The sequence below is a fragment of the Peribacillus acanthi genome (assembly GCF_003073175.1).
In the GTDB taxonomy this organism is placed as follows: domain Bacteria; phylum Bacillota; class Bacilli; order Bacillales; family DSM-1321; genus Bacillus_BN; species Bacillus_BN acanthi.
Genome location: NZ_QBBX01000021.1, coordinates 27,847 through 42,172 on the forward strand (window position 1 = coordinate 27,847; position 14,326 = coordinate 42,172).

At 36.3% G+C, this 14,326-nt stretch carries 16 protein-coding genes and 1 riboswitch; of the genes, 3 read left to right on the plus strand and 13 right to left on the minus strand.

Translation table 11 applies throughout. The annotated features are described in order from the left end of the window. Positions 1 to 2: 2 nt before the first annotated feature. The 3 genes from DBX25_RS17525 to DBX25_RS17535 all read right to left on the minus strand — a co-directional run bounded on the left by DBX25_RS17525 (position 3) and on the right by DBX25_RS17535 (position 2,322). Positions 3 to 704 (minus strand): amino acid ABC transporter permease, encoded by a 702-nt coding sequence (locus DBX25_RS17525; RefSeq protein ID WP_108672075.1) that lies wholly within the window; start codon positions 702 to 704, stop codon positions 3 to 5. Continuing rightward, positions 691 to 1,512: an amino acid ABC transporter substrate-binding protein gene (locus DBX25_RS17530; protein WP_108672076.1), complete on the minus strand. Its 822-nt coding sequence runs from the start codon at positions 1,510 to 1,512 to the stop codon at positions 691 to 693. Before DBX25_RS17530 ends, DBX25_RS17525 begins: the two co-directional genes overlap by 14 nt. A 303-nt stretch (positions 1,513 to 1,815) precedes the next feature. Continuing rightward, a complete protein-coding gene (locus tag DBX25_RS17535) occupies positions 1,816 to 2,322 on the minus strand; it encodes a hypothetical protein (RefSeq protein ID WP_108672077.1) in 507 nt (168 codons plus the stop codon). Positions 2,323 to 2,856: 534 nt separating this feature from the next. Between DBX25_RS17535 and DBX25_RS17540 the strand changes: the two genes are divergently transcribed. After that, positions 2,857 to 3,492, plus strand: coding sequence for a glycosyltransferase (locus DBX25_RS17540; RefSeq protein WP_108672078.1), 636 nt, complete (start codon positions 2,857 to 2,859; stop codon positions 3,490 to 3,492). 60 nt (positions 3,493 to 3,552) lie between these two features. Here DBX25_RS17540 and DBX25_RS17545 read toward each other — a convergent pair whose 3' ends face one another. The 9 genes from DBX25_RS17545 to DBX25_RS17585 all read right to left on the minus strand — a co-directional run bounded on the left by DBX25_RS17545 (position 3,553) and on the right by DBX25_RS17585 (position 10,295). Beyond that, positions 3,553 to 3,918: an S-Ena type endospore appendage gene (locus tag DBX25_RS17545; protein WP_108672079.1), complete on the minus strand. Its 366-nt coding sequence runs from the start codon at positions 3,916 to 3,918 to the stop codon at positions 3,553 to 3,555. 234 nt (positions 3,919 to 4,152) lie between these two features. Then, positions 4,153 to 4,533, minus strand: coding sequence for an S-Ena type endospore appendage (locus DBX25_RS17550; protein ID WP_108672080.1), 381 nt, complete (start codon positions 4,531 to 4,533; stop codon positions 4,153 to 4,155). A 47-nt stretch (positions 4,534 to 4,580) separates the two neighbouring features. Further along, a complete protein-coding gene (locus DBX25_RS17555; protein WP_108672081.1) occupies positions 4,581 to 4,970 on the minus strand; it encodes an S-Ena type endospore appendage in 390 nt (129 codons plus the stop codon). Positions 4,971 to 5,134: 164 nt separating this feature from the next. Then, complete coding sequence (locus DBX25_RS17560) at positions 5,135 to 5,683, minus strand: S-Ena type endospore appendage (RefSeq protein ID WP_108672082.1); 549 nt, start codon at positions 5,681 to 5,683, stop codon at positions 5,135 to 5,137. 106 nt (positions 5,684 to 5,789) lie between these two features. Beyond that, positions 5,790 to 6,578 carry an alpha/beta hydrolase family protein gene (locus DBX25_RS17565; protein ID WP_108672101.1) on the minus strand — a complete coding sequence of 263 codons (789 nt, stop codon included), beginning with the start codon at positions 6,576 to 6,578 and terminating at the stop codon, positions 5,790 to 5,792. A 94-nt stretch (positions 6,579 to 6,672) separates the two neighbouring features. Further along, positions 6,673 to 6,777: riboswitch (SAM riboswitch) on the minus strand. Between the two features lie 61 nt (positions 6,778 to 6,838). Further along, positions 6,839 to 7,681, minus strand: a complete 843-nt coding sequence (locus tag DBX25_RS17570) for an STAS domain-containing protein (RefSeq protein WP_108672083.1) — start codon at positions 7,679 to 7,681, stop codon at positions 6,839 to 6,841. A gap of 73 nt (positions 7,682 to 7,754) precedes the next feature. After that, a complete protein-coding gene (locus DBX25_RS17575; protein ID WP_108672084.1) occupies positions 7,755 to 8,369 on the minus strand; it encodes a serine/threonine protein kinase in 615 nt (204 codons plus the stop codon). Between the two features lie 14 nt (positions 8,370 to 8,383). Beyond that, positions 8,384 to 8,509: an FbpB family small basic protein gene (locus tag DBX25_RS17580; RefSeq protein WP_108672085.1), complete on the minus strand. Its 126-nt coding sequence runs from the start codon at positions 8,507 to 8,509 to the stop codon at positions 8,384 to 8,386. Positions 8,510 to 8,744: 235 nt separating this feature from the next. Continuing rightward, the gene (locus tag DBX25_RS17585) at positions 8,745 to 10,295 is read right to left on the minus strand and encodes a sensor domain-containing diguanylate cyclase (RefSeq protein ID WP_108672086.1); all 1,551 of its coding nucleotides are present in this window, start codon (positions 10,293 to 10,295) and stop codon (positions 8,745 to 8,747) included. Positions 10,296 to 10,532: 237 nt separating this feature from the next. On the opposite strand from DBX25_RS17585, the gene DBX25_RS17590 reads away from it, so the two are divergent. Together DBX25_RS17590 and DBX25_RS17595 are read left to right on the plus strand one after the other, a co-directional pair. Further along, on the plus strand, positions 10,533 to 11,552 hold the full coding sequence (locus DBX25_RS17590) for an LLM class flavin-dependent oxidoreductase (protein WP_108672087.1): 1,020 nt from the start codon (positions 10,533 to 10,535) through the stop codon (positions 11,550 to 11,552). A 314-nt stretch (positions 11,553 to 11,866) separates the two neighbouring features. Next, positions 11,867 to 13,825: a LysM peptidoglycan-binding domain-containing protein gene (locus DBX25_RS17595; RefSeq protein ID WP_170110142.1), complete on the plus strand. Its 1,959-nt coding sequence runs from the start codon at positions 11,867 to 11,869 to the stop codon at positions 13,823 to 13,825. Between the two features lie 166 nt (positions 13,826 to 13,991). Here the strand turns inward: DBX25_RS17595 and DBX25_RS21480 are convergent. Continuing rightward, on the minus strand, positions 13,992 to 14,326 hold a 335-nt coding region (locus DBX25_RS21480), incomplete at its 5' end, for an SDR family oxidoreductase (protein WP_240620381.1).

Here is a 14,326-nt window from a genome sequence, read left to right on the forward strand (position 1 = left end):
CTTTACCTAGACACGTATCGATCTAATCTTGTTTCGAGTCTTCCTTGGAATATGGAAAGGATAAAACAAATGATCCAGTAAATAATCGCTGCTTCTGAATAGAGAAGTAAAAATTCATAGTTCGTCGCTGCAATCTCCTGTGCTTTACGAAACATTTCTGTCACCAAGATTAAGGATGCTAACGAAGTGTCCTTAATTAAGCTAATGAAAGTATTCGACAATGGCGGAATGGATACTCTTGAAGCCTGAGGCAGAATGACTCGTTTTAAAGTCTGTGGGTACGACATTCCGATAGAATAGGCCGCTTCCCATTGCCCTTTGGGGACAGATAAAATAGCTGCACGGATGATTTCAGACGAATAGGCCCCAACATTTAAGGAAAATCCGATAACCGCTGCAGGAAATGGGTCAATCACAATCCCAATCGTAGGTAAGCCATAAAAGATGATAAATAATTGCACAAGTAAAGGAGTACCTCGAATAGCAGAAACATAAAAACGAGCAATCCACTGAAACGGTTTAACGGTCGATATACGCGCAAGTGCGGTTAAGATGGCAATAAGTAAACCACAAATAAAGGTCACTAACGTTAAAGGTATCGTATACAAAAGAGCCCCCTTCAGCAAAGGCTGAAGGGAACTTTGTGCGATTTCCGTTAGTCTGGCTAATCGGTCCGGATCAGAGAAAATACTATTCAAGTACATTTTCACCAAACCATTTTACGGAAATTTTTTCATATGTGCCATCTTGGATCATTTCATCTAAAGCTTTATTTACTTCTTCAACAAGTGTTTCACTGCCCTTACGGAACATTAAACCACTTTGTGAAGCATCATCAGCTTCGTCTACTACTTTAACTGGTGCATCTGGTTTTTGTTTTTTGAAATCTAAGAATGATAATTTATCGTTGATTGTGACTTCAACACGCTTGGAGTTAATCAATTCAATAGCTTGATTAAAGCCCTCTACTCCAACAATCTCAGCACCTAATTTTCTAGCCTGATCCGCATAGTTACTAGTCATGGATTGAGCCGATTTAAGTCCTTTAATATCTTCAAATGCTTTAACTTCTGTATTGCTTTCATGTGCGATAAGTACTGATGCAGAAGTAATATACGGTTTTGAGAAATCATACTTCTCTTGGCGATCTGGGCGAATACCTACTTGGTTAGCAATCATATCAAATCGTTTTGCATCTAACCCAGCGAACATTCCATCCCACTGAGTTTCTAAGAACTTAGCTTCAACACCTAATCGTTTAGCTACTTCGCGAGCAACTTCCACGTCAAATCCAGTTAATTCACCTTTTTCATCATGGAAAGTGAACGGAGGATATGTACCCTCTGTACCAATTAATAGTGTGCCTTCTTCTTTTACTTTAGATAGAAGATCTCCATCTGCAGTAGTTTTCTCATCATTCTTGTTCTCTGCTTTATCTTCAGTTTTTCCACAACCTGCTACGACCAGCATTAAGCTAAGTAATAGCGCAAAAAAGATTGTAAACTTTTTCATATTTATACCCCCTAAAATCCTATGAGTTTTGTCGGCTTTAGTCATCATATTATAGAGTTGTTGTGTTGTCAAAACAAAAGTTTGCAAAATCTAATATTTCTACTATTTGCTTTTTTCCACCAACTAATGCAAGGATAAACCTAGGAATACAAAAGAAAAATCCCCACTAATTTGAAGATTATTTTTTTCTTATCTAGTTGGAGAATTTGATTATGGATTTAATCAGCCTGTATATTACCTTTACAATGTACAACCACAAAAAAAGTAGTGCTTTCCATTAGGATTGCACTACTCTCAACGTTATTAGTTAACTTCTTTATCTAGATTAGGCTTTAACATACCGATGCTTTCGAATGCAGCACCAATTTTATCTACACCAGCTTGGAATGTTGCGTTAGCAGCATCAAGAACAGGAGCATCTTTTTTCAACTCTTCAGCTTTAGCTGTATAAGAGTCAGCGATTTCTTTAATACCTGCTTCTAAATCAGCTTTTTGTGCTTCTAATTCAGCTGGAACCGTGATTCCTTGAAGCTCTGCCGCTACTGCCGCTGCAGCTTCACTAGCTTTTGTTTTCATTTCAGGAGTTGGAGCTTCTTCAGCTAAGTAAGCATTTAAATCCGCATCTTTAGCATTGATTTTTGCTGGGATATCAGCATAGAACTTGTATAATACACTTTTAAGGTTTACTTCTTCTTTTGGTGCTTCTTCTTTAGTTGTTTCTTCTGTTGTAGTCTCTTCTTTCTTTTCTGCACAAGCAGCTAAAGCTAGAGATAAAGTTAATGCTGATAATAATAACCAGAACTTCTTCATTGTAAATCCCCCATTTATTCATTTTATATATGTATTAGATCATTACCGTGATATAAAATGGTTTCCCCTAAAATATACCCCTCAATACGGTAACCATCTGAAACACCATTAAGAAGTTGTTTCACACTTTACTAAGCTATGACATAATCATGACAAAAATTACAATTGGTAACAATTACATATTTTACTTATAATTTACAATCTCGTCAATAGTAATGTTTGAAAATTACAACTAAAATAAAACAAGACTGAACAGTCTGCAAAGTATATTGTAGTAACTTTCTTGTTAAAAAACAAGTATTAATATAAGAAATCTTTCCTAAAATCATAAAATTCGCGCGGTAGTTTGGTTGAATTTTGCAAATAGTTAGATTAAATATTTTATTCAGAAAAATGTGAAATATAGGAAATTTTAGTTATCCCTTTCATTTATCCCTCACAATATTGGATGGAAATGTGAAATTTTAAAGAGTGATTTTTTAAGAATCAACAAATAATGAAAAGGATGTTTATTTATAAAAGGAGACGATACATATGAAAAAACAAGGTATTAAACTAATCATTTTTCTAATGACGATTGTTTTAATCTTTTCACCGGTGTCTGCTTCTGCAAGTAATCAAAAGAATTGTCTGTCCAAAGCTGCTGTTCAATTAAAAGGTGATATGAGAAAACTATGGATTGATCATGGGATATGGACAAAAAGCTATATGAAAAGCGCACTGTCAGGATTGGAAGATCAAGAATTTGTTCTTAAGAGACTTTTGAAAAACCAAGAGGATATTGGGAATGCAATCAAACCAATCTACGGTGAGGAAGCTGGAAAAAAACTCACTGATTTGTTGACGGAGCATATTGTAATTGCGGGTAAAATCGTGGATGCTGCCAAAAAAGGCGATCAAGCCACTTTACAGCAACAAAATAAAGAATGGTATCGTAACGCGGATGACATTGCTAAGTTCCTAAGTAGTGCTAATCCAAACTGGAAGCAAAATGAATTAAAAGATTTACTCTATGTTCATTTGCAAATGGTCACTGACGAACTTGTAGCTCGTTTGAAAAAGGATTGGCAAGCAAATATTGACGCCTTTGATCACGGTGAAGAACATCTCATCAAATTGGCGGATACTCTTTCTGATGGGATTATTAAGCAGTTTCCTGAGAAGTTTTAATTAAAAAAATAAGAGGCTTGTCTATAATAAATGGGCAAGCCTCCCTTAATTCAATCTATACTAGCAGACTACACGCTTGTACAATAAAATGCAGAATTTTCCTTGTGAGTTTGCACTGGTTGTAAAAATATTGAATCTTATTGGATTATTTACAGAGATTTTTCTAGTATTTCCAGGTGTGACAGTGATGTCAGGTGTAAAAGATCCATCTGCACTTGTTACGGCAAATGTAATATTATCATTCCCACAATTAAAAACTTCAAATGTTCCTTGAAAGTAATCACTATCTAAAGGCTGTTGTACTTGCCAATAGCTTGTTCCAGGTGGTTGTAGCCCTTTAATATTTCCGCAGTTTTCCTCTTGGAAAATTTGTGGATTTGGGCAGCAGAATCCACCATTGTTATGGTTTATATGATTTCCACACATTTTATTTCCCTCCTTAAACAGAGTATATTTACCTACCCTATATTAGATGCAATTTGTCCAATGACTGACACATACAACTGCGGATATTTTAATATAAGGAATATAACAACCCTCAAACTATTGTTTGAGGGTTGTTAAGGAAACAATATTATATGAGAGGCTTGTCTGAATCCTTCTCAAGCCTCAAAAAATCGATCTACTCTAAACTGGTGTAGATTGATTGAATTAATTATTTTAGCAGAATACACGCTTATACAAAGTAATACAGTATTTTCCTCTTGATCTATTTACAGGTACTGTATCAGTAGCCACAAGAGGAGTAACTCTTATAATGAAATTCTGTGGATTATTTACAGAAACCTTTCTAGTATTTCCAGGTGTAACAGTTATAGCTCCCGTAGTTCCCCCACCCGCAGATGTTACTTCAAAAACAATGTTCTGATTTCCACAGTTAAAGACTTCAAATGTTCCTTGAAAGTAATCATTTTCATTTGTTGGTCCTCTCCAAAAAGTATCATCTACTGGACCTTGAATACTTCCACAAATTTCCTCTTGGAAAATCTTAGGATCTGGACAACAGAATCCATTAACACTATTTCCGTGATTTCCACACATATTTATTCTCTCCCATTTTTTTATTTTATTATTTTTTCTTATTTAAACTAACAAAGTACACGCTTGTACAATGTAATACAGAATTTCCCACTTGTTCCAGCTGAAAGTATACGCACTCTAAAATTAGCAGGATCATTAACTGATACGGTAATTGAATTCCCTGGAGTTACAGTGATTGTCACAGGCGCGCCCGTTGCATCCACTAGGCCACCCACTCGAAATTCAATATTTCCCTCGGGACCACAGTTAAATACTTCGAAAGTCCCCTGGAAATAATCGCCGTCGGCAGGTCCATTCCACACAGTTGAGAACCCATCTCGTGTAACTTCTCCTGCTACAGGACGTGGACCTTTTAAGTTCCCACAGTTCTTTTCTACAAAAATCTGCGGATCTGGACAGCAGAATCCACCATTGTTATGGTTTTTACTTCCACACATATTTAATCTCTCCTTGTAATGTTTTGTTTTTGTCTTACCGTACATTAGATGCAACTTGTCCTCATGCTGACACCCTTACAATTGCGGAATTTTCCAATCATATTAAGTTCCTAAAAAAATCACCCCATACTATTGATTGGAGTGATTAGAGCAAATCTATTTAATTAATGCCATTCCCAATAATCGTCATAGGCAGTTCGGTTCTTCTCAGGTCTTCTGCATTTGTCGATTTTACAGTGATTTTTTTTCTCACACTTCTTTTTCTTGCACCACATTACAATTAAGACCAGGATTACAATAATCAATAGGATTAATAACAGCTTCTCGCAATCATCATCTTTATGCTTGTCTTTTTTCTTTAGACACACATCCAAACAATATTTACCGTCTACTCTTCCATTGCAAAAGCTCACGACTTTCACTGATTTTACATTATCTACAGTAGCTGAAACTGTATTACCAGGAGGAACATTTAACTCTACTGGCATTCCTTCATTTCGAATCACGATTACTCTTAATGTTTCAGAACTATGAGTACAGTTGAATACCGTAATGGAAATGAACGCTTCTTTATCTGTTTTTTCTTTCCATATCTCTAATTCGGACACTTGGTCACTTAACAATATATTCCCGCATATGTTATTGCAAATCTTATCTTTATCATCGTGTTTATCTTTATCGTGGTCTTTAAAACCAAATAAAAGGTTTTGCATAATGATTCCTCATTTCTGTTTATTGGACAACTTACTCTATAGAATATTGTATTTTTTACAAAAGTTTCCAAAATTCCACGTTTGTCATTAGCAAAACCTATGTCAATTAAAGGTTAGTCTTCCATAACCATTCTCTTGTCGTATCCATTAGCTCCCGGTATCCCATTATTGAAGAAAAAGTATGATTAGCTCCCATTATTACTTGTTTGTCACAATTACCAGTCGGTCTTGACCGAAAGGCATAATAATAGTGAAAGCAATATTGAACTGATATTTCCTCATCAGCTGTTCCATGCACAACTAATACGTCTCCGGTAAAGTCCCTTGCAACCTTTAAAGGATGATAGTTAGCTAATGATAGTAAAAATTCTTTCTTTAACGAAAAACCAAAGTAATCTAGCGCCAACAACTCTTGAATTTTTATATTATCCTTTCCCCCCACAATCGAAAGGATATCTTTATATGGATTTGCAACGGGTGACCATAAAATCAATTTTTTCACTCTATTGTCTTTAACAGCTGTGATCATAGCTACAGCTCCTCCTAAACTATGACCGATAAGTACAAGATGATTAGGATCTCCTCCATTTATCTTTAAGGCATAATCTATTACACGAATCGTTTGACTTATAAAATCCTGAAAACAACTATCTCCATAATCTCCTTCACTCTCTCCACAACCAGAATAATCAAACCTGATGACAATTGCTGCATCTGATGATAATTCTTCAGATGCTTTTACAAATAACCGATTAACCCCAACCTTACTTCCAATGAATCCATGGCAAATAATGATTAACGGGTAAAGCTTATTGTCTGTTTGATAATATTTAGGAAAATGAATGGTTGCCGATAGATTAATCTCTTTCCATTTAATTAGAATGTGTTTGTTCAAAAAAACACTCCTCACATAAAATCTATTGGGATAGTCGGTTTTATATATAAAAAAATCCTCTTCCAGATAAGGAAGAGGATTTGTATGTCCAATCAGCTTATCTTTCAGACTACGTCTGCTGGATTTAGCACCTTTCTATTTAAAAATAGAGGTTGCTGAAGCTTCAACGGGCCAGTCCCTAAGCTTCTCTAGATAAGAATATTTAATTTACAAAGATATTTATTTACTATAAAGCCTACTTCAAAAATATGTCAAGACTATTAGAATAAATCTAAATCATTCAAAGCTTGCTTTAAGTTACCTTTAATCAATATATTTTTAAATTCTACTCCGATGTTAACCACAGTTTGCGCGATTTCCGGACGAAGACCTGTTAAGGTAGTTTCTACACCAAGTAATCTTAACGAAGCAATGACTTTGAACAGTTGGTCAGCTACCATAGTATCGACGATCGCCACTCCAGAGAGATCCATTAGTAGATGGGATAATTGTAAACGCTCTGCTTCCTTCAATGTTTGCTCCATGAGTAATTGCGCGCGTTCTGTATCTATGTTCCCTATCAATGGTAGTATTGCGACCCCTTTTGTTAACTGGACAACAGGAACCGATAATTCAACGAATGCAGACTTTGCCGCTTCCAATGTTTTTTGATAGGAATGTATATACGTTAAGCTGAAGGAATAAGCAGCCTGATCTAAAAGAGGATCCAAGATTTCTCCTAAATCAAAAACATCCTTTGCCGTCATGTTAATGTCAATCATTTCATTCTTTAGTGTTCTCCAAAGATGAATACGATAATACTGGGTATCCTTCAGAGCTGCATCTAATGGGGCACCCATTTTAAAAATTATTTCTCCAGTATTTTTTCCCCATTTATCAATGTTCGCAAAAGCAGTTTCCCTGTCCAGACCATGGAAAAGGGTTTCACCAAATAAACTTATGAACCCTGCCCGAATATTGATGATATTTTCTTCTACAGCTCGTGGAATCAACGCTCTCTGCTCAGCAGGTAATTCTGACAAGCGATCTTCATGCACATTTTTTGCAATATCAAATTTCTTTGCAAGTAATTTTTCACCCAAAACTCGAAACTGATTACCCATTTTCTTCCTCCGGTTACATTATTAAATTCAATATACCATACTTTTATTTAGGAAGAAGATATTTAGCTCTTATTTAAGATAATGCTGGAAGTAGCTTTTTCTTATATAACAATGCAACTAGATTCAAAATAGTTGCAGGAATCTTTTTAGGGAAATATTTTTGCTTATAGAATTTATGAAAAGCTGCTTTAAGGTCTTTCCATTGTGTACAGTTTTTCGTTTGTCTAAATCTTGCTACATCAATTAATTTAATCTCTCCACTTGATGTAATGATGATGTTTCGTAAATGTACATCAGAAGGATTTAGTCCTTTTTCTCTTGCTAAACCTAAGGCACAATCTACTTCTCTGAGGCTATCAGTTGAAATAGGAATTCCTTTTTCCAAACAACTAAAGAATGTATACCCTTCAATGAAATCTATAACTAAATAATTTTTCCCTGCTCCATACAATGGAGAATAGTAAGGAATCCCGCTTAATATTCGGTAGACTTCAGCTTCTTCTCTAGCAACCTTTTCAAACTCTGGGAAAAACACTTTTAAAACTTTATCAGTTGTTCCAATTCTAAACACAAAGGCACTTCTACCCTCACCAATCAAAGTCAAATTAGGATCCTTATCATTCAGTATAAAACTTGACCCCTTCTTTGTTATTACTACACTTTTAGCCAATTCACTGAATGATTTCATAATAAGTCTCCTTTCTACTTTGAATTTACATATTTAGCATCTATACGTTTTTCAATGACTTCCAGTTTCTCTTTATCTTTTAAAAGTTCAGCTTTATTTTTATTAATTAATTCATTAATGGTCAATTTTGCTTTTCTCATGGATGAATTCTCCTTACTAAAAATATTCTAGTAAAACAAAAAACCTTCACCAGTTTTGGTAAAGGTTAATAAAACACAAGCCCGTACCAAACGGTAAAGGTCTTGCTAACAACAGTCCGTTGCCATTAAAGCCGGGAGAAACAATCTCCGAAATGACGACTTTAATGTAAAAGCTACTCCCCTTTAGGAGAACTATTTTACTATGACACCATCATATTATAATTATATGAATATGTCAAAAATTACGGGAATCTTCGTAGACAGTTGTTCTGTTTTTTCCATTTAATTTCGATTTGTAGAGCGCAGAATCGGCCTTATCAATGATACTTGTGATGGTATCTGATTCTTTATAGGTGCTGATTCCAAGAGAAATCTTAATAGAGATGCTTTTTGGACCAACGCTTTGTTCCATTGTCTTCCTCAGTTCTTCGGCTATATTCACAGCTACATCAATATTTTTATCCTTCACGACAATACCAAATTCTTCACCACCATACCTAAACGGTAAATCATGATCTCCTACAATCTCATTCATTTTAGATGCTAAAAAAATCAAAATTTCATCTCCAACCAAATGGCCGAATGAATCATTTACATTCTTGAAATTATCCACATCAAGTAAGATTAGAGAGAAAGGTTGTCTCTCTAGCATCATTTCCTCAACTACTCTTTCAAAAGTCCTCCGATTCGACAACCCGGTTAATCCATCGACACGACTTTCATTATGCAGGACATTTAGATGGTTCGTAATATGCAGGTAAAGTTGTCTCACCTCATAAATACTAGAATTCATAGTAGAACTGTTTGGACACTGATTTCTTCTTTTTACAATGGCTTCTTCTGAGTATTTTGCTAGTCTATTAAGGGGCCTTGCAATCTGTAAAGTAATCCACCAAGACAATACAATAATCATGATAAATAAAGGCAAAGCTTTTAGTATGATTTGGTCAACTAATTCATTTAAAGGTTTGTTTAGGACATTAACCGGTGTTTGCGAAACGATTCCCCACCCAGTGGTTGGCTCGACTGTATACCCTACGAAGAAATCGATTCCTCTTGAGTTCCTAACCTGTTGAAATCCACTTTCACCTAACGTTACTTTTTTCACAACTGGATTGAATAATACTTCTTCATTAATCCTTTTTTTATCCGGGTGAAAAATGATTTTCCCCGCTTTGTCTACCACATACACGTAAGAACCATCTCCAAAGAAATGTTCATTTAGCATTTTGCTCAAAACATTCTCTTCTTCGAGGTAAATGGTCCCACCAACATATCCTTTGTAAGTCCCTTGTGCATCAAATATCGGGTAAGACACCAGGACAATCAATCTACCCGTTGTTGCTATATAGGGTTCCGAAATGAATGGCTTTTTTAATTTAATAGCCCTTTTTGCTACATCTGAATTGATTTTTAATCCAGGTTCAAAACCAAGGTTTTTAGGGCTAAAACTTTGAAGAATTCTATCTTCATTTACTATTAGAATTGAATTAAAATAGTGACTATTTGCTTTTAACATAAGATCTATATCATATTGACTCACCTTATGATTTTTGGCATAGTCAGATATCGATGCTAATTCCGTTTCCATAGATTTTAATAAAGCGTTTGTTTCAGAAGAAAGCTTCTTTGCATACTGTAAATTATTTTTTTCATAGTTAATTGTTAGTGTCTGTTTTATAGAGTTGTATGCAGAATAACCTGTAACTAATGCAGTCAATAGAACTGATACAACTACAAGCACACTGATAATAAAACGAAGTGTGAAGCCTTTTTTATAATTCATCTTTGACAACCCTAACTATATATAATAAGAAACATTTTCCAAAATTAGATTATACATGGTTTGTTAATAGGATAAAATACCTATTTTATTCATTTCATTCTAGTAACCCTAATAGTACGCGGTATCTCGTCAAAAATAAATTTGTAAAATTTTCTTGAAGCCTTTTATTTTGAGAGTCGAAATAATCTTGTTACAATCATAGTTGTTTCATTATTTATATAGAAAGTAGATGAATTTATGTCTGAATATATAGAAGGAAATACTCAATTTTCTGTTCTCGACCTTGCTCCTATTGTTGTCGGTGGAACTCCTGCGGAATCATTCCGGAACACACTAAATCTTGCCCAGCACGTTGAAAATTGGGGCTATAACCGATATTGGCTTGCTGAACATCACAATATGCCGTTCATTGCCAGTTCCGCTACCTCAGTTGTAATTGGACATGTAGCTGCAGGAACTTCGACCATCCGAGTCGGTTCTGGAGGAATCATGTTACCTAATCACTCTCCACTTGTGATTGCAGAACAATTCGGGACATTAGAATCCCTCTTCCCTGGTCGAATCGACTTGGGACTTGGACGTGCACCTGGTACCGATCAACGGACTGCTTTCGCCTTAAGAAGAGGTAGTCGCAGTGATGGGCATGATTTCCCAGAGCAACTAGAAGAACTGCGCGGATATTTCGATCCATCACTTGGAACGAATAAAACCGGAGTTCGAGCATTCCCTGGTGAAGGACTAGACATTCCCATCTGGCTTCTCGGTTCCAGTGGCTTTAGTGCGCAGCTTGCTGGCCAACTAGGCTTACCATTCTCTTTTGCTAGTCATTTTTCTCCTAACAGTACGATGCAAGCTATAGATTTATACCGAAGAACCTTCAAGCCGTCCAAGGTATTGGAAAAACCATATGTAATGCTTGGTGTAAACGTCATAGCTGCAGAAACTGATGAAGAAGCAAACCTGCTAGCCACATCTTTACAGCAGCAATTCCTAAACCTAATTCGAAATCACGAAGCTCCGTTACAACCACCAGTGGAAAACATGGAAGAACTGTGGAGCGATTTTGAAAAAGAAGCTTTAAAAAATCAACTAGGAGCTTCGATTATCGGAAGTCCAGAAACTGTAAAACAAAAGCTTCTGTCCTTTATCGCAGAAACCGAAGCAGATGAAATCATGATTATCTCCCAAATATTCGATCACCAGAAACGCCTTCGTTCTTATGAAATAGTATCTGAAATGATGATGATGAAAAAATAAATTAGAGTCTCCTATTTTGGGAGGCTTTTACTTTTGAAAATAGGATATTCGAGTACAAGTTAAGGATAAATAGATTTTGGAGTTGCTGAAAATGCCCTCTTATTAAACGTAGAGAATAACTAAAGTAACGAAATGAAAGTAACCTAACAGGTAAGTAATAGTTTTATGGTTTAAAGGTTGGAAGAGACTTATCTGCTATAACCATTAGAGGAAAGTGAAGGTTCTCCTTCCAAATTTTTGTCCATAGTCAATCTCTTGAAATGAGATTAATATATTTTTGTAATATAATTTCATACATTAAAGGAGCAACGAAAGTGACAAGACTTTTATTTAGAATTTTCTCCATGCTAGTTTTAATTGCTGCTTTTGCAATCCCCTCGCTTTCTTTTGCCCAAGCGGATGTTGTTTCTTTTAATCTTTCATCTAATACGGTTGCATACCAAGGTAATAGTGTACCTGGATTTGTAACGATAGATTTGAAAACAAGCGTCCCTACTCGAGGCCATTTAATGGCAATCGCTAGTAATGGACGTCAAGGAAAAATCATCCTTTCAAGTACGGATTTCAAAACCAATCACAAGGTGAATTGGGTTCCATGGGATGAAGTAAAGAAAGAACCACTGCCTCCTGGTGAATACCAAATAAAAGCGTATTTACAAGACCAGAGCTTAGATCAAATGGTGGGGTATCCTTTAGGTAAATTGACGGTAGTATCTGAATCAAATCCAAAAGCTGTCATAGACGAAGTGACTGTTACTCCAGATGTTTTTTCACCAAAGTACGGTGCTGAGAATAATGCACAAATTAAGTTCAATTTGAACCGTCCTGCCGAAGTACAGTTAATCATCCAAAAGAACGGCGATGAGATTTATGCTGGACCAAAAGTTAAGCTTGCTGCTGGAAGCCAAACGGTGAACTGGAACGGTACAAACAAAACTGGTGGAATTGTAGCGGATGGAACGTATGATATTGTTTTTAAGTATATTGAAACAGCCTTCAGTTATCCTGCTACAACTCAATCATGGATTAAGCCAGCATCCATCACTGTAAAAGATGGCGACTATTACATCCCTGTATCTCGTCTTAAAGAGATTGTGACAAGCGCATCCTTTAAGTCAGCCACAATCACACCATCCCAAAGTGTAACTGGTGATTTCACTCTTGCTGAAGCAGCCAAAGTGACAGTATACATTGCAAACGCTGCAGGTGCTCACGTAAAAATTGTCATGTCGGATCAAACACTTCCAGCTGGCGTTCATACCTTCCTGTGGGATGGAACAGACATGATGGGTGGCAAAGTCCCTAACGGCATCTATACGATTAAAATGGGCATATCTGAAGGTGCTAACTTCGGTTACATTACTTTTCCAAATGCAAATGTTCGTGTTGAGGGTAGTACTACCCTCGAGCCAATGCAGCCTGTGAAAAATGTTCGAGTAATTAGCGAAAAAGCGACGATGTCCATCGATCCTATGGGTCAAGGATACACCGCCGTTAAAGGTGATCTTTTCCCTCTAATGTCCGAAACGATTGAAAATGGGAAGTACACAGTCCTAGTAAAAGAAGGCATTACTGGAACAATTAACGTAACTGATGTTGAACTTGTTACCGAAACTCCTACTGTACCTAATACGACTGAATATACAGTTGTTCCTGGAGATACATTATGGAAAATTGCTTCTAAATTCAATACAACAGTCTCAGAGATTGCTACGCTAAATCAATTGGATCCAAGTAGGCCTCTGTTAATTGGGCAAAAATTAAAGGTACGAGCAGTTGAGCCTACAAAACCAACTCAAACGATTCATATCGTTCAATCTGGGGACGTTCTTTGGAAAATAGCACAGAAATACAATGTGACGACTCAAGCCATCATGGATGCTAATAAAATTGACCCAAGTAATCTACAAGTTGGCCAACAATTAGTCATTCCAACGGCTGCACCAACTCCTCCGCCAACACAACCAACAACTTATACAGTTGTATCTGGGGATACGCTTTGGAAGATTGCTCAAAAATTTGGTACAACAATTGATGCGATTGCTACGTTAAATCAACTAGATTCAGCTAAACCATTACTTGTTGGACAAACGATTAAGATTCCAGAAAAAGCTCCAGTAGTGGAATCTGTGTTCCACACGGTTCAAAGTGGAGACACTCTTTGGAAAATTGCTCTAAAATATAGCACGACTGTGGATTCCATTGTTAAAGCAAACAATCTTGATCCAAATAAATATCTTGTTGTTGGTCAAAAGCTTACCATTGTGAAGTAATATAAAAACCTCGTACGGATTGTTCCCTACGAGGTTTTACATCTATTTTTGGGTTAATTTCGGTTTTTTGCCAGGAAATCGATACTATTTTAGAGACATTTAATTTTATATGGTTACTTTCGACTTTATATTATTAATTTACGATGTAAATTCAATTTCGACGACTCTACTGAGCAGTATATCCACCATCCATGACAACCGCTTGTCCAGTGACACCTTTTGCTTTATCGCTAGCTAAAAATAAGGCGTAGTCTGCAATTTCATCGACGGATAATAGTCGTTTTTGTGGGACGAGTGGGTATATGACTTCCTCCAATACTTTATCAAGGGCAACGTTGCGTGTTTTAGCTAGATCCTCTAGTTGTCCTCGAACAAGCGGTGTGTCGACATATCCTGGGCAAATCGCATTGACTGTGATTCCATGTACGGCTCCTTCAAGGGCTGCTACTTTAGTCAAACCAATGACGCCGTGCTTTGCACTATTGTAAGCTGCTTTGCCGG